This is a genomic window from Xenorhabdus indica (assembly GCF_014467235.1).
Lineage (GTDB): Bacteria > Pseudomonadota > Gammaproteobacteria > Enterobacterales > Enterobacteriaceae > Xenorhabdus > Xenorhabdus indica.
Window position 1 is genome coordinate 374,889 of record NZ_NKHP01000001.1, and the last position, 21,951, is coordinate 396,839.

The 21,951-nt window shown below is 40.9% G+C and carries 14 protein-coding genes and 2 tRNA genes; 11 read left to right on the forward strand and 5 right to left on the reverse strand.

What is annotated here, in order from left to right; translation table 11 throughout:
- Positions 1–29: 29 nt before the first annotated feature.
- Both punC and cfa read left to right on the forward strand, forming a co-directional pair.
- Entirely contained in the window at positions 30–1,211 is a 1,182-nt protein-coding gene (punC, locus tag Xind_RS01255) for a purine nucleoside transporter PunC (RefSeq protein ID WP_047681442.1), read from the forward strand.
- 318 nt (positions 1,212–1,529) lie between these two features.
- Positions 1,530–2,681, forward strand: coding sequence for a cyclopropane fatty acyl phospholipid synthase (cfa, locus tag Xind_RS01260; protein ID WP_047681445.1), 1,152 nt, complete (start codon positions 1,530–1,532; stop codon positions 2,679–2,681).
- A 94-nt stretch (positions 2,682–2,775) separates the two neighbouring features.
- On the opposite strand, the gene Xind_RS01265 is transcribed toward cfa, so the two are convergent.
- Positions 2,776–3,417, reverse strand: a complete 642-nt coding sequence (locus tag Xind_RS01265; RefSeq protein ID WP_047681448.1) for a riboflavin synthase — start codon at positions 3,415–3,417, stop codon at positions 2,776–2,778.
- A 240-nt stretch (positions 3,418–3,657) separates the two neighbouring features.
- On the opposite strand from Xind_RS01265, the gene Xind_RS01270 reads away from it, so the two are divergent.
- The 5 genes from Xind_RS01270 to Xind_RS01290 all read left to right on the forward strand — a co-directional run bounded on the left by Xind_RS01270 (position 3,658) and on the right by Xind_RS01290 (position 8,023).
- A complete protein-coding gene (locus Xind_RS01270; protein WP_047681451.1) occupies positions 3,658–5,031 on the forward strand; it encodes an MATE family efflux transporter in 1,374 nt (457 codons plus the stop codon).
- Positions 5,032–5,191: 160 nt separating this feature from the next.
- Positions 5,192–5,268: transfer RNA gene (locus Xind_RS01275), tRNA-Val, on the forward strand.
- 33 nt (positions 5,269–5,301) lie between these two features.
- Positions 5,302–5,378: transfer RNA gene (locus Xind_RS01280), tRNA-Val, on the forward strand.
- A 517-nt stretch (positions 5,379–5,895) separates the two neighbouring features.
- Positions 5,896–7,305: a pyruvate kinase PykF gene (pykF, locus tag Xind_RS01285; protein WP_047680122.1), complete on the forward strand. Its 1,410-nt coding sequence runs from the start codon at positions 5,896–5,898 to the stop codon at positions 7,303–7,305.
- Between the two features lie 481 nt (positions 7,306–7,786).
- Entirely contained in the window at positions 7,787–8,023 is a 237-nt protein-coding gene (locus Xind_RS01290; protein WP_047680124.1) for a major outer membrane lipoprotein, read from the forward strand.
- A 72-nt stretch (positions 8,024–8,095) separates the two neighbouring features.
- On the opposite strand, the gene Xind_RS01295 is transcribed toward Xind_RS01290, so the two are convergent.
- The 3 genes from Xind_RS01295 to ydiJ all read right to left on the reverse strand — a co-directional run bounded on the left by Xind_RS01295 (position 8,096) and on the right by ydiJ (position 12,989).
- On the reverse strand, positions 8,096–9,160 hold the full coding sequence (locus Xind_RS01295; RefSeq protein ID WP_047680126.1) for a L,D-transpeptidase family protein: 1,065 nt from the start codon (positions 9,158–9,160) through the stop codon (positions 8,096–8,098).
- Positions 9,161–9,492: 332 nt separating this feature from the next.
- Positions 9,493–9,906, reverse strand: coding sequence for a hotdog fold thioesterase (locus tag Xind_RS01300; protein WP_187649304.1), 414 nt, complete (start codon positions 9,904–9,906; stop codon positions 9,493–9,495).
- The gene (ydiJ, locus tag Xind_RS01305; protein ID WP_187649305.1) at positions 9,903–12,989 is read right to left on the reverse strand and encodes a D-2-hydroxyglutarate dehydrogenase YdiJ; all 3,087 of its coding nucleotides are present in this window, start codon (positions 12,987–12,989) and stop codon (positions 9,903–9,905) included. Before ydiJ ends, Xind_RS01300 begins: the two co-directional genes overlap by 4 nt.
- Before the next feature lie 206 nt (positions 12,990–13,195).
- On the opposite strand from ydiJ, the gene ydiK reads away from it, so the two are divergent.
- Positions 13,196–14,305, forward strand: a complete 1,110-nt coding sequence (gene ydiK / locus Xind_RS01310; protein WP_047680135.1) for an AI-2E family transporter YdiK — start codon at positions 13,196–13,198, stop codon at positions 14,303–14,305.
- A 470-nt stretch (positions 14,306–14,775) separates the two neighbouring features.
- On the opposite strand, the gene ppsA is transcribed toward ydiK, so the two are convergent.
- Positions 14,776–17,154: a phosphoenolpyruvate synthase gene (gene ppsA / locus Xind_RS01315; RefSeq protein WP_047680137.1), complete on the reverse strand. Its 2,379-nt coding sequence runs from the start codon at positions 17,152–17,154 to the stop codon at positions 14,776–14,778.
- 238 nt (positions 17,155–17,392) lie between these two features.
- Here ppsA and ppsR point away from each other — a divergent pair, with 238 nt between their 5' ends.
- The 3 genes from ppsR (at position 17,393) to Xind_RS01330 (ending at position 21,911) form a co-directional block, all read left to right on the forward strand.
- Entirely contained in the window at positions 17,393–18,256 is an 864-nt protein-coding gene (gene ppsR, locus Xind_RS01320; protein ID WP_047680139.1) for a posphoenolpyruvate synthetase regulatory kinase/phosphorylase PpsR, read from the forward strand.
- A gap of 162 nt (positions 18,257–18,418) precedes the next feature.
- The gene (locus tag Xind_RS01325; RefSeq protein WP_187649306.1) at positions 18,419–19,465 is read left to right on the forward strand and encodes a 3-deoxy-7-phosphoheptulonate synthase; all 1,047 of its coding nucleotides are present in this window, start codon (positions 18,419–18,421) and stop codon (positions 19,463–19,465) included.
- 403 nt (positions 19,466–19,868) lie between these two features.
- Positions 19,869–21,911, forward strand: a complete 2,043-nt coding sequence (locus Xind_RS01330; protein ID WP_187649307.1) for a TonB-dependent hemoglobin/transferrin/lactoferrin family receptor — start codon at positions 19,869–19,871, stop codon at positions 21,909–21,911.
- Positions 21,912–21,951 lie beyond the last annotated feature (40 nt).

Below are 21,951 nucleotides of genomic sequence, written 5' to 3' on the forward strand. Positions count from 1 at the left end.
ATCAATTATCACATCGATTTATTGACACAATGACTACAAATAAAAATTCCATACCATTTATGCTTTATCTCGCTGGCCTAAGTATGCTTGGCTACTTAGCTATTGATATGTATCTGCCCGCTTTTGATGCCATGGCAAAAGACTTAGGTACATCAGAAGGGGCTATTAGTGCAAGCCTCAGCGTTTTTCTTGCTGGTTTTGCAGTTGCTCAGCTTTTATGGGGACAATTGTCTGATCGTCTGGGAAGAAAACCTGTTCTGCTTATCGGCTTGTCTCTGTTTTGTCTTAGCTGTTTAGGAATGCTTTGGATAACAGATGCAACTCAATTACTTATTCTGAGATTTATTCAAGCTGTGGGTGTCTGTTCTGCTGCTGTTTCCTGGCAAGCTCTAGTCGTTGATAGGTATGACTCTGAACGCACAAAACGTGTTTTTGCCATGATTATGCCACTGGTCGCACTTTCCCCTGCCCTTGCCCCTTTACTCGGTGCATGGTTATTGTCACATACAGGTTGGAGAACTATTTTTCTTGTTTTAATGGCTGTCACACTAGTTCTGCTTGTACCCACATTTTTACTGGCAAGTAAACGCGCACCTATTATTGACACCAACATTAATGAAAATAAAGTTTCTTTCTTCACCTTATTGAAGTCTTCAACCTTCAGCGGAAATGTGTTGATTTATGCTTCCTGTAGTGCTGGTTTTTTTGCCTGGCTAACGGGTTCACCAACGATTCTTATCAATATGGGTTATGATGCCACAGATATTGGCTTAAGCTATATTCCACAAACTTTGGCATTTATGCTCGGTGGATATGGTTGCCGCATTTTATTGGAAAAAGTCAAAAGTGAAACCATATTTCCAATTTTGCTGATAGGCTATGCTGTAAGCATGGTACTCATCTATTTAATTGCCCGAATTTATCCTTCTTTCATGCTTATTCTTATTCCTTTCTGTTTTATGGCCGTCATGAATGGTGCTTCTTACCCTATTGCTGTGGCAAATGCACTTTCTGTTTACCCAAAAGACGGCGGTAAAGCGGCCGCATTACAAAATGCTTTACAGTTGGGTCTTTGCTTTATTGCCAGCATGTTTGTTGCTACGTTTATGAAAAACCCGCTTCTGTCTACTACAACAGTGATGGTTTCGACCATTATCCCAATGATAATAGGTTATTGTTTACAAAAGAAAAAAGTAAACGATAATCATTAGTCATATATTTAAAAATTACGCCGAAAGATAATAACTAAGAATATTCTCATATAAAGGCCATACCATAATATGGCCTTTAAATTATTGTTTAAATATTATTTCACTCATATACTCATACAGATTCATTATTCTAAAAAACTCGGAATTTGAGGTTTCTAAAGGCAATGAAGCTCTCTTTAATTTCAGGATGAATTGGCATCTCTGCCTTTGAAACATTTTCTGCTTAATTTCAAGTCAATCCATTTTTGTTTTAGGATAATAAATAACCTATCACAAAGATATACCTCAAAATTCCATCAAACAAATGTTGGAGAGTCTATGAGTTCATCTTTCGTTGAAGGAAAAAAAACCATTACTGACCAGTGGCATAGGATCGCCAATGACTTGCTTCAAGAAGCGGATGTTGAAATCAACGGCAAGCGTCCTTTTGATATACAAGTCAAAAACCCTGATTTCTATAAAAGAGTGTTAAAACAAGGCTCTTTGGGATTGGGTGAAAGTTATATGGATGGTTGGTGGGATTGTGAACGTTTGGACATATTCTTTTATAAAGTCTTAAGAGCGGGCCTGGAACATAGCATCCCTAAAAATATCAAAGATATCTTGAAGGTTATTGCCTCCCGCGTGTTTAATTTACAATCTCCCAAACGAGCTTGGATCGTGGGTGAAGAGCATTATGATTTAGGTAATGACTTATTCACGCTCATGCTTGATCCCTACATGCAATATTCCTGTGGTTACTGGAAAGATGCAAATACTCTGGAAGAAGCTCAATCTAATAAGCTCCGGTTAATTTGCGAAAAACTACAGTTATCACCGGGCATGACTCTTTTGGATATCGGATGTGGATGGGGTGGGTTGGCCGCCTATGCTGCCAAACACTATAATGTCTCCGTTACTGGTGTTACCATTTCTGTAGAGCAACAGAAATACGCTCAAGACCGCTGTAAAGATCTGGATGTTAAAATCATCCTTGAAGATTATCGTGACCTGAATCTACAGTTTGACAGAATTGTTTCCGTTGGCATGTTTGAACACGTTGGCTATAAAAATTACGCCAATTATTTCGATATAGTACGTAAGAACCTGAAACCTGATGGGCTTTTCTTACTTCATACTATTGGTTCCAATCAAGATAAAATCAATGTCGATGCATGGATCAGCAAATATATTTTCCCTAATGGCCACTTACCATCAATTGCAAAGATCGCCAAAGCCAGCACTGGAAAGTTCGTTATGGAAGATTGGCATAACTTTGGGGCTGATTATGATCGTACCCTGATGGCATGGTATGAACGTTTTATCAAGAACTGGAGTAAGATAGAAAATAACTACAGCCCTCGTTTCAAACGAATGTTCAGCTATTATCTGAATGCCTGCGCTGGCGCATTCCGTGCCAGAGATATTCAACTATGGCAAGTTATGTTCAGCCCGCATGGAATTGAAAATGGGCTGAGAGTTCCTCGATGATATTGTTTACAACAGCTTTCTAAAGCTGTTGAAAAGCTACAGTGAATACCTCTGTAGCTTTTTTCATTAATATTTTTAATATAAGCAACGTTAACTACTCTTCCAATTGGGATAATACTCTTTCCTGTTCTTTTTGCGCCATGAACCGTTCAACAGTATCTACAATTGCTTGTGTCTGTGGGTCAATTTCAATATTTACTTTTTGACCAATGCGTTTTTTGCCCAGTGTCGTACGTTCCAACGTTTCTGGAATCAAATGAACACAGAAACGATTATGCACGACATCTCCAATCGTCAGGCTGATCCCATCAATACCAACAAAACCTTTATGCAGGATATATTTCATTAACTGCTTATCATAAATACGGAACCATATTTCATGGTTATTTTCCGAAGTAAAAATTTTAGCAATTTCAGCCGTTGTGATGACATGACCGGACATCAAATGCCCACCAATTTCATCACCAAATTTTGCTGCTCTTTCCAAATTTACTAAATCGCCAACTTTAAGCTCACCGAGATTAGTCAAACGCAGTGTCTCTTTCATCAAATCGAAACTAATCAAATCGCCATCTATTTTGGTGACAGTCAAACAACAGCCATTATGGGAAACGGAAGCTCCCGTTTCAATTTCGGGTAATAATTCAGCCGGAAATTTAACTATATGAGTCCGAAAGTGTGTTTTTTCTTCAATAGCAACTATAGGCGCTTTTCCCTGGACAATGCCTGTAAACATGGGAAACCTCTTTCATCGTTTTGCATGATAAGTTAGTGTAACGTACTCATCTCTTTTAGACACTATTTCGGTTGAGAGTTATTTTCGATTTGGTATAAATATCGTGCAATGATTGGTTTAATAAAATGAGTCCTATACAATACTTGAGTTAACAAGAGATTACTTTTCAAACAACTTCGTTTGCTCGCAGAAATATTCCTTGTTCTTCTAATTAATTTTTAAACAAAAAAGGTGTAGTACGTGCAGAAATATTTAAATGAAGCGCGTAGTTTGCTCGCTCTGGGGATCCCCGTCATCATCGCTCAATTTTCACAAACTGCGATGGGTTTTGTAGATACAGTTATGGCTGGTAAAGCCGGCGCAATCGAGATGTCTGCGGTTGCTATCGGGACATCAATTTGGCTGCCAGCGATTCTGTTTGGTCAAGGCTTGTTGATGGCCTTAACACCAATCGTTGCGCATATGAATGGCTCAGGCCAGAGAAAAAATGTCGCCAGCCAAATCCAACAAGGTTTTTGGCTGGCAACGTTCTTGGCTATTTTCATTATTACAATTTTGTATAACTGCCGCTTCATTATAGAAGCGCAACATAATGTGGATCCTATTCTGGCACAAAAAGCTGTAGATTTTATTCACGCTATTATGTGGGGAGCGCCTGGTTGTCTGTACTACCAGGTTTTACGCAGTCAGTGTGAAGGGCTGTCAAAAACCAAACCAGCAATGGTTATTGGTATCTTAGGATTATTGGTTAATATCCCCGTCAACTACATTTTCATTTACGGTAAATTCGGTGCTCCGGAACTTGGTGGTGTGGGTTGTGGTGTTGCGACAGCAGCCGTTTACTGGGTAATGTTCCTGTTACTACTTGCATATGTCAAACACTCACCTTCTCAGAAAGATATCCATACGTTTGATAATTTTACCCGTCCTAACTGGCATGCTCAAAAACGCATTACTCTGCTTGGCTTGCCCATCGCTCTGGCTATGTTCTTTGAGGTTACGTTATTTGCTGTTGTATCCCTACTGATCTCTCCTCTCGGCGTAATTGCCGTTGCAGGGCATCAAATTTCTCTCAATTTCAGCTCATTGATGTTTATGTTCCCGTTGTCATTTGGCATAGCGGCAACTATCCGTGTAGGTTATAACCTTGGGCAGAAATCAACCGAAGGCGCTAAAATATCAGCTTATACCAGCCTTGTTGTTGGCTTGGTAGTTGCGTGTATAACAGCAACCTTCACGATTCTATTCCGTGAACCAATTGCAATCATGTACAACAATAATTCTGAAGTTGTCACTTTGGCATCTCATTTGATGCTGTTTGCAGCTATCTATCAGCTTTCTGATTCAGTTCAGGTGATTGGTTCCGGGGTATTGCGCGGATATAAAGATACACGTTCTATTTTCTTTATTACTTTCATCGCATATTGGGGTTTCGGATTACCTAGTGGTTATATACTAGCATTAACCAACTATGTGACTGAACCAATGGGGCCACAGGGTTTCTGGATTGGATTTATTATCGGATTAACTGTAGCGGCAATCATGATGGGTAGCCGGATTTGGTGGTTACAAAAACAACCTGATCATACTGTTCTGGCATATTCTACTCGTTAATTCAGTGTATTAGATTATCATCTCAAGGGGAAAAAGTTATAAATTCACACTGATAGATGTAAATGCGAGCAATCGAACACGAATTTACATTTTTCCCCTTGCCAGACAGCTCAGTGATCGTTAATATTCGTCCCCGTTGTCAGCCACTGAAATTTAGATTGCGTCCGTAGCTCAGTTGGTTAGAGCACCACCTTGACATGGTGGGGGTCGGTGGTTCGAGTCCACTCGGACGCACCAAATATCCGGTTGACAAAAAATTCAGTTTTACGTGCGTCCGTAGCTCAGTTGGTTAGAGCACCACCTTGACATGGTGGGGGTCGGTGGTTCGAGTCCACTCGGACGCACCATACCTTTATGGTTATCCTCTATTCTTTTTTCACTTTTAACCCTCTTCATTTGTAATCTGGTTATTCTGTTTATTAGTTGTCACATTTGGTACTGATTGGCCCATACTTATTCTCATCCCCAACCGAAATACAACTATCCAATTCGATACTATTGCACAACAACTTACTGATTTTCCTAACTTGTATGTGAGTATTTTTTGTTCCTTTAACATAAATCTTTTCGAGAACTCTTTTTTTAATTCATTTCACAGAAATTAGTCTCTATAATACGCATTGTCATATGTTGAATGGTTTCAGCCAATTGATTTACCGAACTCAGAAAAGTTACAAATGATTAATCGTTCCAAGTCCACATGTCCATACATGCCTGGCTTCATGAAAAGCAACCATTTGACATTTTCTGCCACCCGTTTTCTATTATGTTGCGCAACTAACAATGCCAAATGACACTGGCTTATAATGTCAATGGTTGGTGATTCACTCTTTTTAATTCATAAAAACCAGTAGATAGATTGTCATGAAAAAAACCAAAATTGTTTGTACTATCGGACCAAAAACTGAATCCGAGGAAAAACTAACCGAACTGCTTAACTCAGGCATGAATGTTATGCGCCTGAATTTTTCTCACGGTGACTACGAAGAACATGGTCAACGTATTAAAAATCTTCGTGCAGTTACTGCAAAAACCGGCAAAAAAGCAGCTATCTTACTGGACACCAAAGGCCCTGAAATCCGAACTATGAAGTTGGAAGGTGGTAATGATGTTTCTCTAACGTCTGGTCAGACTTTCACTTTCACAACAGATCAATCCGTCATCGGTAATAAAGAATGTGTTGCCGTAACCTATCCAGGTTTACCAGCGGATTTATCTGTGGGTAATACAGTATTGGTTGACGATGGCCTGATTGCTATGGCAGTAAAAAGTATCACCGAAACTGAGGTCATTTGTGAAGTGTTGAATAACGGTGACTTAGGTGAAAACAAAGGCGTCAATCTGCCAAATGTTTCTATCAACCTGCCTGCACTGGCAGGAAAAGACAAGCAAGACCTTATCTTTGGTTGTGAGCAAGGTGTTGATTTTATCGCAGCATCTTTCATTCGTAAGCGTTCTGATGTTCTGGAAATCCGCGAACATTTAAAAGCCCACGGTGGCGAACACATCCAAATCATTTCCAAAATTGAAAATCAGGAAGGTCTGAATAATTTTGATGAAATTCTGGAAGCTTCAGACGGCATCATGGTTGCCCGTGGTGATTTGGGTGTTGAGATCCCTGTAGAAGAAGTGATTTTTGCGCAGAAAATGATGATAGAAAAATGTAATTCTGCACGCAAAGTTGTCATCACTGCGACTCAAATGCTGGATTCCATGATCAAAAATCCACGCCCTACCCGTGCTGAAGCAGGCGACGTTGCCAATGCAATCTTGGATGGTACTGACGCAGTGATGCTTTCCGGCGAAAGTGCTAAAGGGAAATACCCTGTTGAAGCCGTCTCCATTATGGCAACCATCTGTGAACGTACAGATCGTGTCATGGGGAGCCGAATCGAAAATACCAAAACTCAGAAGTTGCGTGTTACCGAAGCGGTTTGCCGTGGAGCGGTAGAAATTGCCGAAAAATTGGAATCACCTCTGATTGTTGTGGCGACTTATGGTGGTAAGTCTGCAAGATCTATTCGTAAATACTTCCCTCATGCTCCTATTCTTGCACTGACTACCAATGAAATTACTGCTCGTCAGTTGTTACTAGTTAAAGGTGTTTCTACGCAAGTTGTCAAAGAAATTGCTTCTACTGATGATTTCTACCGTATTGGTAAAGAAGCGGCATTAGCCAGCGGTATGGCAAGCAAAGGAGATATAGTTGTGTTGGTATCCGGTGCATTAGTACCAAGCGGTACAACAAATACTTCTTCTGTTCATGTACTGTAATTATTTTTGAAAACAAGACAAGCTGCCCAATTAATGAGCAGCTTGTCAAGCAAAAATAACTCCTGCCTTTTAGCCACACCTCAATAATAAACAAACGTTCACACTGAAATAATTCAAAACATTGAGCATAAAAAATACTCCGTTTATTTTAAAACCATTTATACTAATACTGATCTCATTTACTAGATTTGCAGATATTGGTCGCTAATTTTTTGACAAAATAGGCAAAATGGATCTTTTTTATTTATTACAGCCAAGCAGTAAAAACTGGAAGATACATCACGTAATGTTTAAGATTTTTCTGATTTAATTATTCATCGCACTACTGTTTTATTGCGATTATCTAAAAATTATTAACTTTTTTTAGAATAAAAAACAGTATAATTGGTTTCTTTAGACAAAAATTTATTCTCTTTCCAAAAAAGTTTGTGTAATAATTAGATAGCTACTTGGAGATTAACTTAATCTAGAGGGTATTGTGATGAATCGTACTAAAGTTGTACTTGGCACAGTAATTCTTGCTTCTATTATGTTAGCGGGTTGTACAAACCCACCTAAAGTTGATCAGCTTTCCTCTCAGGTTCAAACTCTGGGTTCAAAAGTTGACCAACTGAGCAATGAAGTTAGCTCAATGCGTTCTGATGTACAAACAGCGAGAGACGAAGCCTCTCGTGCGAATCAACGTCTTGATAATCAAGTTCGTTCCTATAAAAAATAAACTTGTAGCATATTCAAGAATGGCGTACTTGGTAAGTACGCCATTTTTTATGTTCCCTATTCACTGTTTCGGTTAGGATTTAGTTTGATAAATTGGAGCAGGCTGGCTCAACGGTGGTAATTTAACGGGCTGAATATTGAGAGTAGCTTCTTCACGTTCTTCCATCAAACTTGGGAGTTCTCTTTCCTCCTTACCGGATGAAATAGTTCCCTTGTTGACTACCACAGGCAGTCCAGAACGACGAATTATCGCCTGATCCACCAAGACAGCATTCGTATTACTGTTTTCAATAAACTTTAATAACCCTTCTGTACGCTTAATCGGTATTGTTTGAGGATCATCAGCATCTGTCTTTGAAAGTGGTTGATGAACCTCAACATAGCGTTTGCCATCTGGTTCTACCGCATATTTGATTGGTTCATTAATAATCTGAACACGGGTTCCCTTCGGAACATTATAAAATAGTGCCTCAATATCATCAGGACGCAAACGGATACACCCCGAACTGACTCGCATACCAATACCAAAATTCGCATTAGTACCATGTATCAGATATTCTCCACGCCCTGCTGCCAAACGCAGAGCAAAATCACCCATCGGGTTGTCCGGGCCTGCAGGTATTACCGCCGGCAAGATAATACCGCGACTTGCATAATCTTTACGGATATTAGCAGTAGGTGTCCATGTCGGATGTTTAATTAACTGGCTAACCGATGTCGTCATTGTTGGTGTATTGCGCCCAAGCTGCCCAATTCCAATTGGGTAAACAATGACATGATCCTTTCCTTTTGGAAAATAATAAAGTCTCAGTTCAGCAAGATTAATGACAATCCCCTGACGAGGGACATTGGGAAGTAACATCTGTGACGGAATAATGAGTTTTGTACCAGGTTTGGGGAGATAAGGATCAACACCAGGATTGGCTTCCAGCATAGCCAGCAAACCTATTTGGTATTTGGCGGCAATGGCTTCCAACGGGAGACCATCATCAGGTACGACATAGATGGAGTTCTCACCAATCAGGCGACTGTTAGCCGGTGGCAATGGATATTCCACTGCATAAGCTAGATTAGCTGCCCCACAGAACGACAACATGCCGATCAAGAAAGTACTGATAAAAGTCAAAAATCGCTTCATACACACTTCCTCAATGTTATTTGAATGCCAGTGGTTAATTAATAGCCTATTCTGGGAGACTATTCTATTCCCTTTGCCACAATCAAAGCCAAAGCTAAATTTGAACAGTATTCAGACTACAACGCATCTTACAACTGATGGCAACGTAATTACACCAGACTAACATATCAATAGTCAAAACCTGCCGTAAAACAAGCTATGTTTTATTTTCAGCTATATTCAGAATGAATTGGCTGAAATCAACCAAATATTCAGATAAACCCCAAAAGTTCCTGCCAACAAATATCAACAGGAACTTAAATTAATCAACTTACGTTATAATATATTGAATATTAAGATAAAATAGCCGTAGTCAGGCGGGATGTACAACATAATTGCTGTTGTCCATTATAGATATCAATTTGCCAGACCTGATGAGTACGCCCAAGATGGATTGGTTTGCAGATCCCTTTAACTATGCCCTTACGCACCGCTTTTATATGGTTAGCATTAATTTCTACCCCCACAACCTTTTGTTCACCTTCAGAGCAAAGATAACCTGCAAGGGAGCCAAGTGTCTCAGCTAACACCACTGATGCTCCACCATGCAAGATGCCAAATGGTTGTTTAGTTCGTTGGTCAACAGGCATTGTTCCTTCAATAAAATCATCTCCAAGCTGAGTAATTTCTATTCCAAGATGATCCAAAATACAATCAATACCCAATTGATTTAACATGTTTACATCTGGATGACGTTTCCAAATCACTGCATTATCTCCAATAAAGCTTGTAATGGGTGTTTAAGTCCTTTTCCTTCTACGCGTTTCACCTGACTACGACATGAATATCCAGTACTGAGGCAATTTTCCAAAGCTAAATTATTCAGTACAGGCGCCCATGAAAGTCTGTAAATGCCAATCGAATTATCAAGGTTCTTTTTCTCATGACCATATGTGCCTGCCATACCACAACATCCCACATTGATGTTGTTTAATTTACAGCCAAAATGGTGGAAAATATCAATCCATTGTTTACCACTATTAGGTAACGCTGTCACTTCTGTACAATGCCCCAATAAATACCAATCATGACTGGATGTTACCTTGTCACGTTTTCCTTTTGAGGCAATTTCCGGCAACACGTTCACCAGCCATTCATGAACCAATTGAACGTTAAAATTCCCCCGCCGTTCACCCAGAATATCTTTGTATTCATCCCGGTAACACAGAACCAACGCAGGATCAACACCAACCATAGGAATATCCAGTTGTGCGACCCGTTTCAGAAAATCAGCCGTTTTCCCGGCAGTTTTGGCAAATTTATTTAAAAATCCTTTAACATGTTGTGCTTTTCCATTCGGAGAAAATGGTAACAACACTGGCTGATATCCCAACTTCTCGATCAGTCGTACAAAATCAGTGACAACTTTTGCATCGTGATAACTGGTGAAAGGATCCTGGACGATAAGTACATGCTGCTTACGTTGGGTTGTAGATAACATTTCGAGCTGTTCTAATGTTGTCCGGGTTGCATAATGACTGGCGAGTTGCTGCTGTAATGTTGGATAGGAAAGCTGTGGCAAATCAACCATACCAATAGTATGTTGACTGAGTTTTTGTACCCATGGCTGCCGCAAGAAGAAGTTAAAGACCCTAGGAGCCTTTGCCATTAACGGGGTACTGCTTTCTACATTGGCAACAATATGATCACGCAACGGACGTAAATAACGGCTGTGATACAGAGCCAAAAACCGGGAACGAAATGATGGTACATCAATCTTAATCGGACATTGTGTCGAACAGGCTTTACATGCCAGACACCCCGACATCGCCTCTTTGACTTCATGGGAAAAATCATACTCTCCCCACCATGCTTTCCAGCTATGACGCGTTTTCTCAATCAATCCACGTAAGCTTACTCCATGTGAACCGGATCGGGCCTGATCAAATCCTTGTTCTAATAACTTAGGTTCAACGCCTTGCTCCGTCAGAAGCCGCAACCACTCCCTGACAAGGGTTGCTCTACCTTTAGGTGAGTGAATGCGATGCTGGCTGATTTTCATTGAAGGGCACATTGGGCTTTTTACGTCAAAGTTGAAGCACAGGCCATTACCATTACATTCCATTGCTCCACGGAATGTGTTTCTGACATTAACCGGAATAATTCTGTCATAAGTGCCACGCTTAGTGGCATCGACCTGCATCATCGGGGCATCTATTCCCATTGGCGGGCAGATTTTTCCCGGATTCAACCTGTTGTGTGGATCAAATGCCGCTTTAACCCGACGTAATTCATCGTACAAGGCTTCACCAAAAAAAGCCTGACTATACTCTGCCCGAAAACCTTTGCCATGCTCTCCCCATAACAACCCGCCATATTTAGCCGTCAAGCGAACTATCTCATCGGAAATCTGCTTCATAAGAATTTCCTGCTGAGGATCGCACATATCTAATGCCGGCCGAACATGTAAAACGCCCGCATCCACATGACCAAACATGCCATAATCAAGCTGATGGCTATCAAGAAGCTGACGAAATTCGACAATATAATCAGCAAGATGTTCAGGTGGTACACAAGTATCTTCAACAAACGGAATAGGTTTAGCTGCACCTTTACTGTTACCTAACAATCCAACAGATTTTTTCCGCATGGCATAAATGCGTTCAATATCATCCAAATGGTGGCAAGTCTGATAACCGATAACACCTGCCTGATTGTTTGCCATTAATTCATCAAGGCGCAAGCAGAGAGCGTTAACCTGCTGATCAATTTGCTGTTCCTCATCTCCGCTGAATTCAACAATATTTAAGCCTTGCATATCTCTGTCTGGAACATCAGCAATCAATTCTTTCACTGAATGCCAAATAATATCTTCACGTGCGAGGTTGAGAACTTTTGAGTCCACTGTTTCAACAGAAAGCGCTTTGGCTTCAACCATAAACGGAGCATTGCGCAGGGCTGAATCGAAAGAATCATATTTTACATTCACGAGCCGCCTGACTTTCGGCAATGGTGTAATATCCAATGTTGCTTCGGTAATAAAGGCCAGAGTACCTTCAGATCCCGTTAATATGCGTGTCAAGTCAAATGACTGCATATCATCACTATAAACATGACGCAAATCATAACCTGTCAAAAATCGATTGAGTTTTGGGAACTTTTCAACAATTAATTCCCGTTGCTCACGACAGCGTTCAAGTACCGTTTTATAGACATGGCCGATAACCGATTTCTCTTCCGCAATCGATTCTGCCAGTGTTGTACTCATAGGGCGGGTATCAAGCATTTCTCCCCCCAGTAAAACAGCACGGACACCAAGTACATGATCTGACGTTTTACCATATACTAACGATCCCTGACCGGATGCGTCGGTATTGATCATGCCGCCTAATGTGGCGCGGTTACTGGTTGATAATTCAGGAGAGAAAAAATAACCGAAAGGTTTTAGGTATTGGTTGAGTTGATCCTTAATAACACCTGCTTCAACTTTAACCCAGCCTTGTTCTGGATTAATTTCCAGAATCCTTTTCATATACCGGGACATATCTACAACAATACCATTGTTGAGGGCCTGGCCATTCGTACCAGTTCCCCCACCTCGGGGGGTGAATGTCAGAGAATGGAAGCGTTCTTCTCCTGCAATCCTTGCCAACAATGCAACATCGGCACTGGAACGCGGAAAGATAACCGCTTGTGGTAACAACTGATAAATACTATTATCTGTCGCCATAGTCAGTCTATCTGCGTAATTGCTGGCAGTATCACCTGTAAAACCAGTATCCTTCAATACAGTCAAATATTCCTTTACCAGTTCACTGACTTGGGGGGCTTGTGGTATACGTGGGATCATTGGCTCATTGCCCCTTTTTCTAATAAGTGTCCACATTGCTTTATTTATATACTACCTTAACAATCAATTCAGACTGGGATCTGAATAGATAGTTTTTCAACGATATCACAATATTTAACAATTTTGAGCAATCTGTGAAATAACGTTATATTTATTTACCATTGTTGATTCTGACAATATTATCAATTGCCGAGAGAAATCATTTCATGGAAAAATCGCAACCACGTCACGATTTACCCAAACTGCTATTTGTACTGTTCTTCATTTTACTACTCATTACGACCAGCTTTTGGGTTTTGAGTCCATTTATTTTAGGATTCATCTGGTCAGGAATGGTGGTTATCGCAACTTGGCCACTAATGGAAAAAATACAACAACATTTATGGGGAAAGCGCTGGATCGCGGTTTCCGTCATGACATTAATATTGATTTTATTATTTGTTATTCCTATTGCCTTACTGGTTGGCAGCTTGCTGGAAAACAGCGCACCACTAATTACATGGGCAAAATCTCCAGCCAATATACACCTGCCTCAATTGGAATGGCTCAATAAAATCCCAGTCATTGGCAATGACTTATATATTAAATGGCAAGACACTCTTGCTGAAGGCAGTAACATGCTTCTGGCCAAAATTCCGCCTTACATTGGTAAAGCAGCAACATGGTTTTTTGCTCAAGCCGCCAATGCAGGCCGTTTTCTGTTCCACCTAGCACTGATGGTACTGTTCAGTGTCCTGCTTTATTGGAAAGGTGAACACGTTATGCTAGGCATTCGCCATTTCGCTATCCGGCTGGCAGGTAAACGTGGTGATGCTGTCGTGCTACTGGCTGCTCGTTCCATTCGTGCTGTTGCTTTAGGTGTGGTCGTTACAGCACTCGTACAAGCTATCGCTGGTGGAATTGGGTTAGCAATCGCAGGTATTCCTTATGCCATGATCCTAACAGTCATAATGTTTGTACTCTGTGTTGCTCAATTAGGCCCTTTACTCGTCCTTATCCCATCCATTGTTTGGCTTTATTGGACAGGAGAAACAACCTGGGGAACTATTTTAGTTGTCTGGAGTTTAATTCTGGTCACAATGGATGGGGTTCTTCGTCCTTTCCTTATTCGACTTGGTGCCGATTTACCTATGGTTTTAATTCTCACTGGTGTTATCGGAGGTATACTTTCACTGGGTGTGATTGGATTATTTATCGGCCCGGTGGTATTAGCTGTTTCTTATAGCTTGTTGCTGGCCTGGATGGATGAAGTTCCTGAACCTGAAAATAAAATAGAACATATAGAACAATATTTCAAAAAAGACCATATACAATAATAAATGATAGCGCGGAATATGATTTTTCCGCGCAATTATCAATTAATGTAAATAGATAATCTCGGTTCTATAGAAAATAAAAATTCATCCCACCAGTAAATAAATCCTTCAAAAATTTGTTACAAAAAAGTTATTTTTTAATTTTGTTTTTTTAATTCTGATTTATTAAGAGAATTCTTAATGAATAAACTCACTTATTAAATTAGTATTCTTTTCATCGAAACAATGTTTCCCATGAATTGCTGTCTTAGTTTGTAAACGCCACAAACTGGGATAAGTGAAGTAATATATATTGCTGTGTGTAGTCTTTGCCTGTCAGCCCATGATAGGCTTTTTTTTTGGGTTTAGGAAAAATTTTCATTGGTTCTATATAATATATCGCCAATGTTAAAAAAGATTATGTTATAAAAAACAAAAAGCCTGAAAATATTTTTAACAGGCTTTTTAGTTCATGTCTGAATAAGTTGTTACTAATTATTTCCCGCTAGAGAAATCCAGGTTCTAACAACGGTATCAGGATTCAATGATAAACTGTCAATCCCTTCTTTCATTAGCCACTCAGCGAAATCTTCGTGATCAGAAGGCCCCTGACCACAAATACCGACATATTTTCCTTGTCGCTTAGCTGCCCGAATTGCCATAGAAAGTAATTGTTTCACTGCATCATTACGCTCATCAAATAATTCAGATACAACCCCCGAATCACGATCCAATCCTAATGCTAATTGAGTCATATCATTTGAACCGATAGAAAAACCATCAAAATACTCAAGGAATTGTTCCGCTAATAATGCATTTGATGGAATTTCACACATCATGATGACTTTCAACCCATTCTCACCACGTTTCAACCCCTGTAATGCCAATTCTGAAATTACCGCTTCGGCCTGTGCTACTGTACGTACAAATGGGATCATCACTTCGACGTTAGTTAACCCCATAACATTACGCACTCGTTTGACCGCCTCACATTCCAAAGCAAAGCATTGACGGAAACTGTCAGAAACATAGCGACCAGCACCACGGAAACCAAGCATCGGGTTTTCTTCGTGTGGTTCGTATAAATCACCGCCAACTAAGTTCGCATATTCATTAGATTTGAAGTCAGATAAACGTACAATAACGCGCTTAGGCCAAAATGCGGCCGCCAACGTCGCAATACCTTCCGTCAGACGTCCGACATAAAACTCAACAGGATCATCATAACCTACCATTAATGATTTAATCTGTTCCTGTAGTTCGGGGGATTGTTCAGAAAACTCAATCAGGGCACGGGGATGAACACCAATCATGCGGTTTATAATGAATTCTAAACGTGCCAGACCTACACCTTCATTCGGCAGGCAGGCAAAGTCAAACGCCCGATCCGGATTGCCCACATTCATCATGATCTTAACATCCAACTTTGGCAGTTCATCAACCTGAGAACTTTGGATGCTGAAATCCAGTTGATTCTGATAAACGAAACCAGTATCCCCTTCAGAGCAAGAAACAGTCACTTGCTCACCCTCTTTTAAGCGTTCTGTCGCGTCACCACAACCTACTACCGCAGGAATACCCAATTCACGAGCAATAATAGCAGCATGACAAGTACGGCCGCCACGATTGGTAACAATCGCCGCCGCTTTTTTCATGATAGGTTCCCAATCTGGATCGGTCATGTCTGTTACCAACACATCCCCTACTTGGATACGATCCATTTCGCTGAGATTGTGGATAACTTTAACCGTACCAACACCGATTTTGTGCCCGATCGCACGGCCTTCCACCAGCACACGACCCTGTTCATTCAGTTGATAACGCTCCATCACCTGCTGATTTGAGCGGACTGTCTCAGGGCGTGCTTGTACAATATATAGCTTGCCATTGTGCCCGTCTTTCGCCCACTCAATATCCATTGGACGGCCATAATGTTTTTCAATCAGTAATGCTTGTCCTGCCAGTGCTTCAACTTCACTGTCAGTAAGAGAGAAACGATTGCGTAACGCCTCAGAGACATCTTCTGTACGTACCTGCTGACCATGCTCCTTACTGTCTGCATAGACCATACGTATTTTTTTGGAGCCCAAATTACGACGGACAATCGCAGGGCGATTATTTTTTAATGTAGGTTTATGGACATAAAACTCATCAGGATTTACTGCTCCCTGTACAACCATTTCACCCAAACCATAGGCAGATGTAATAAACACGACTTGATCAAAACCAGACTCCGTATCAATCGTAAACATCACACCCGATGATGCCAGATCTGAACGCACCATACGCTGTACTCCGGCTGATAATGCAACACCACGGTGGTCATAGCCCTGATGGACACGGTAGGAGATAGCACGATCGTTGAAGAGAGATGCAAAGACATGTTTAATAGCAATCATCACAGCATCAATGCCCTGCACATTTAAAAAAGTCTCTTGCTGTCCGGCAAAAGAAGCATCCGGCATATCTTCAGCCGTCGCAGAGGAGCGGACAGCGAAAGAAGCATCCGGCTCACCTTCAGACAATTGCAAATAAGCATCGCGGATATCTTTTTCCAGTTGTGCCGTAAATGGTGTATCAATCACCCACTGGCGGATCTGTACGCCAGCCTTAGCTAATTGATTAACATCATCAACATTAACTTCATCCAGTAATTGATAAATACGCTGGTTAACACCGCTTTGTTCCAGAAAATCATTAAATGCCTGTGCAGTTGTAGCGAAACCATTGGGGACAGATACACCAAGGTCAGCCAGATTAGTGATCATTTCGCCAAGAGAGGCGTTTTTACCACCGACCCGACTAACATCATTCATGCCTAATTGGTTATACCAAAGCACATTACATGGGGTAAGGCCATTATTGGACATTGAAACTATCCTTTTTACATTCGGAGGTACAACTCGGAAAATTAAAGCTGTTTTTACAGCAGGAAATAGCCTAGCACAATGTCTCGCTACATATAGAAAGGTGAATCGATCAACCCAGCAATATTATTTTTTTACACGTATAATCTGGAACGTTATCTATGGCTGTAATTTGTAATAAAAACGATTCAGCTAATATTTTGCTAACTCCCTATAAACTCAACAATAAAAGAAAAGCACAATGATAGAGATCCTACTCCCTCAGACTCAGGACAATGAAATTCTGGAACGCAGTGTATTTTTCATTTCCGATGGTACAGCAATTACGGCAGAAGTTTTGGGTCATGCTGTATTGTCTCAATTCCCGATTAATATCACGTCTTATACCTTACCCTTTGTCACCAACAAAATGAGAGCAGAAGAAATTAGGAACCAGATAAATACCCTCTATCAGGCAACACAAATCAGGCCACTCGTTTTTTATTCCATCATTTCCAATGAAGTTAAAAATATTATCACCAGCAGTAAAGGTTTTTGCCTGGATATTGTCCAGACTCTCGTTGCACCATTGCAGCAAGAAATCGGGCTGGAACCTAAACCTGAATTACACCGTACCCACGGTTTATCTGAAAAAAATCTGAGTCAATATGATGCCCGCATCGCAGCCATTGATTACACCCTCGCACATGACGATGGTGTTTCATTACGCAATCTCGATCAGGCTCAGGTAATTATTCTGGGTGTTTCCCGCTGTGGGAAAACCCCCACCAGCCTCTATCTTGCCATGCAATTCGGCATTCAAGCCGCAAACTATCCTTTCACTGCGGATGATATGGATAATCTGCAATTGCCTGCTGATCTAAAACCTTTCCAGCAGAAACTCTTCGGATTGACAATAAGCCCGGAAAGACTGGCCGCTATCCGGGAAGAACGGAGAGAAAATAGTCGTTATGCTTCATTACGACAATGCCGGATCGAAATTACTGAGGTTGAAGCCCTATTTCGCAAAAACAAAATTAATTACTTAAATACCACCAATTATTCTGTCGAGGAGATTTCAACCAAAATTATTGACAGTATGGGATTGAAACGGCGCATGTTCTGATCCCGGAAATACCAGCACCTCTCAGAATACCGTTACAATCTTATGCTTGCGATTTCTTATTTAATTGTAATTATTGTCTGTTGAATTTGCCGGAGGTTGAGTTATTGTAATTTCAATTACGCCAGACTGTATTCCAAGATGAAGTAGAATTTGAGAAAGTATATGCACAAAACAGATGAATTAAGAACCCACCCAATTGACAGATTAATAACACCTAAAACACTTTCTGAGCAATATCCCATATCAGAAAAAACATTGCAAAATGTGACAGTATCACGCAGACGTATTGAAGCTATTCTTACAGGCAACGACCAACGTTTGCTGGTTATCATTGGGCCTTGCTCTATACATGATGTTGATGCCGCCCTTGATTATGCCTCACGTTTGCACGTATTGCGTAAAAAATATCAGCACAGTCTGGAAATCGTAATGCGAACCTACTTCGAAAAACCTCGTACTGTTGTTGGCTGGAAGGGATTAATTTCAGACCCTATGTTGGATGGTTCCTGTCAGGTCAATAAAGGGATATCACTCGCCCGTAAATTATTAATTGATATTAATGAGTTGGGAATGCCCACCGCCACAGAATTTCTGGACATGGTCATCGGGCAATATATTGCAGATTTAATTAGCTGGGGAGCAATCGGTGCAAGAACAACAGAAAGCCAAATCCACCGGGAAATGGCCTCTGCACTGTCATGTCCGGTCGGATTTAAAAATGGTACTGACGGTAATATTCATATTGCTATTGATGCGATACGTGCATCACGTGCCGGACATATGTTCTTGTCACCAGATAAAGATGGACAGATGACCATCTATCAGACCAGTGGAAATCCTTATGGGCATATCATTATGCGCGGTGGGAAAAAACCGAATTACAGTGCTGAAGATATTACAGCAGTTTGTCAGAAATTACGCGAATTCAACCTACCAGAACGCTTGATCGTAGATTGCAGTCATGGAAACTGTCAGAAAGTTCACCGCCGACAACTGGATATAGCCAGAAATATCAGCCAACAGATCCAGTCTGGTTCAACGGCTATTGCGGGTGTCATGGCAGAAAGTTTCTTAGTGGAAGGTTCTCAAAAAATCATGCAGGGAGAGCCCCTGGCCTACGGACAATCTATTACTGACCCATGCCTTAGCTGGCAAGATACCGAACAATTCCTTAGTATTCTGGCCGAAGCAATTGAAAGTCGGTTCTGAATATCGTTTTTATTGGCTTCTGTTCACGTGGGAGTAGGAGCCAACCCCTCATCTGAAAAATCATACAAAACCCATCTATTGAGTCAGTTATACCCACACAAAAAAATAGCTTGAAGTTAACCAAGACAGAAACGATAATTATTCTCAATATTAGAATAATTATTGTTCATATTGGGTTATGAAAACATTAACTGATTGCCTGTGCTACTACATCAATCCTTTGCAACAACAGATCCTTCTTGCGTTACATCGTGATTCGACACAAACCGATAACTTTACTCTGACGTAATAACAATTCAGAGAATTCACCGTGATGCATCTCAATGGTTCTTAAAACAATATATGTATGTTTCAAAACCATTCGTATGCTTTAAAACACAGCAAAATTATGGAGATAACCTATATGACCCGAATTCAACCACCAAACCTGAAATTGTCTGCACTAAGTATTGTCATTCTGACAGGGTTGTCTTCTGCTCACGCAGCAACCATCCCAGATGAAAAAACAGCTTTAGCAGAGAATAATAAACATCATAAAGATACACTGACGGTTTATGCCACAGGGAATCAACGCGACAGTTTTGAAGCACCTATGATGGTAACAGTTGTTGAAGGTAACTCAGCCAGCAGTAAAGTTGCAGGTAATGCAAATGACTTGCTGAACAAGATCCCTGGGATTAACACTACGGATTACGGGCGCGCTAACGGGCAAGATATCAACCTTCGTGGTTACTCTCAAAAAGGCGTTTTAATGCTGGTTGATGGCGTTCGTCAAGGTACTGACACCGGGCATATTAATGGCATCTTCCTTGATCCCTCACTGATTAAACAAGTCGAAGTTGTCCGTGGCCCATCTGCCCTGCTCTATGGTAGTGGTGCATTAGGCGGGGTTATTGCCTACCAGACAGTTGATGCCGCAGATCTCTTACAGGCGGGGCAAAATACCGGTTTTCGTGTTTTTAGTCGTGCCGGAACCGGGGATCACAGTTGGGGATTCGGCGGAGCCGCATTTGGTAAAACCGATAATCTTGATGGTCTATTGAGTTTCAGTACCCGTGATGTTGGCAATATTCGTTATGGCGGCGGGGTAAAAGGCCAAAATGATGAGATTATCGGCAATGTACTGACTAAAGGGACATGGAAAATTGATGACAGCCAATCAATCGGTGGCGAACTTCGTTATTACCGTAATAAGGCTAATGAACCACTGAACCCACAATCTGTCAAAACAGCAGATAAAACAGCACAGACTGATCGCACCACAACACAACGTGACGCGCAACTGACTTATAAGTTAAATCCGGCAGAATATAACTGGTTAAATTTCAGAACAGATATTTACTATTCCAACATTAGCATTAATGCTAAAAGTAAAAAAAATGGTTTTGAAGGCCGTAAACAAGAAACTTACGGTATAAAACTGGAAAATCGTTCTCACTTGAGTGCCAACGCCTTCGCTGCACATCAATTTACTTATGGTAGCGAACTGTATAAACAGAAACAAAAACCAAGCAGCAATGGTATAAATGGATTCCCGCATGCAGACATCCGTTTTGCATCCGGTTGGATTCAAGATGAAATAACCATTCGTGACTTGCCAGTTTCATTTATCGTCGGTACACGTTACGACAATTACAAGGCATCAAATGATAAATATAAAGATATCAATGCCGACAAATGGTCATCAAAAGGTGCTATCAGTATCACCCCAACAGATTGGTCGATGCTGTTTGCTTCTTACTCTCAGGCATTCCGTTCGCCAACAATGGGGGAGATGTATAACGATTCCAAACACTTTCCAGGTAATTACTGGAAACCTAATCCTAACTTACGCCCTGAAAGCAATGGAACTCAGGAATATGGCTTCGGGCTCCGTTTCGATGATCTATTTACCAGCAATGATGGCCTAAAATTCAAAGCCAGCTATTTTGATACCAAAGCAAAAGACTATATCAATACTTCCGTAGAGTTTAGAAAAGGATTTACGACTTCCTTAAATATCCCCAAAGCAAAAATTTGGGGCTGGGATGCATCAATGACCTATGATTCCGATTACTTCTCATGGGATCTGGCTTACAACCGTACAACTGGCAAAGACGAACAGACTGGCGAGACTATCAAAAGCCTCAGTCCTGATACGGTGACCAGCACACTAGATATTCCTCTTTCCAGTAGCGGTTTTTCTATTGGTTGGATCGGTAAATTTACTCAACGTACCCAGTTCAGAGGCATTAATGGTGACAAAAATGAACGTGGACAAAAAGTTACCCAGTATGCAGGCTATGGCGTCAATGACTTCTACATCAGTTACCACGGTGAAGACCGGCTAAAAGGTGTAACGACCTCCATCGTACTCGGCAACGCTTTCGACAAGCAATATTACTCATCACTGGGTGCACCGCAGAGTGGCCGCAATGCCAAACTGTTTGTCAGCTATCAATGGTAAAGACTATGGTAGTAAAGACTATCGGTAGTAAAGACTACCG

Coding starts and splice junctions, on each gene's coding strand:
- ppsR (WP_047680139.1), top strand. CDS start 17,393: ATGATAGAGATCCTACTCCCTCAGACTCAGGACAATGAAATTCTGGAA.
- Xind_RS01295 (WP_047680126.1), bottom strand. CDS start 9,160: ATGAAGCGATTTTTGACTTTTATCAGTACTTTCTTGATCGGCATGTTG.
- Xind_RS01265 (WP_047681448.1), bottom strand. CDS start 3,417: ATGTTTACAGGCATTGTCCAGGGAAAAGCGCCTATAGTTGCTATTGAA.
- Xind_RS01325 (WP_187649306.1), top strand. CDS start 18,419: ATGCACAAAACAGATGAATTAAGAACCCACCCAATTGACAGATTAATA.
- punC (WP_047681442.1), top strand. CDS start 30: ATGACTACAAATAAAAATTCCATACCATTTATGCTTTATCTCGCTGGC.
- ydiK (WP_047680135.1), top strand. CDS start 13,196: ATGGAAAAATCGCAACCACGTCACGATTTACCCAAACTGCTATTTGTA.
- Xind_RS01290 (WP_047680124.1), top strand. CDS start 7,787: ATGAATCGTACTAAAGTTGTACTTGGCACAGTAATTCTTGCTTCTATT.
- ppsA (WP_047680137.1), bottom strand. CDS start 17,154: ATGTCCAATAATGGCCTTACCCCATGTAATGTGCTTTGGTATAACCAA.
- pykF (WP_047680122.1), top strand. CDS start 5,896: ATGAAAAAAACCAAAATTGTTTGTACTATCGGACCAAAAACTGAATCC.
- ydiJ (WP_187649305.1), bottom strand. CDS start 12,989: ATGATCCCACGTATACCACAAGCCCCCCAAGTCAGTGAACTGGTAAAG.
- Xind_RS01330 (WP_187649307.1), top strand. CDS start 19,869: ATGACCCGAATTCAACCACCAAACCTGAAATTGTCTGCACTAAGTATT.
- cfa (WP_047681445.1), top strand. CDS start 1,530: ATGAGTTCATCTTTCGTTGAAGGAAAAAAAACCATTACTGACCAGTGG.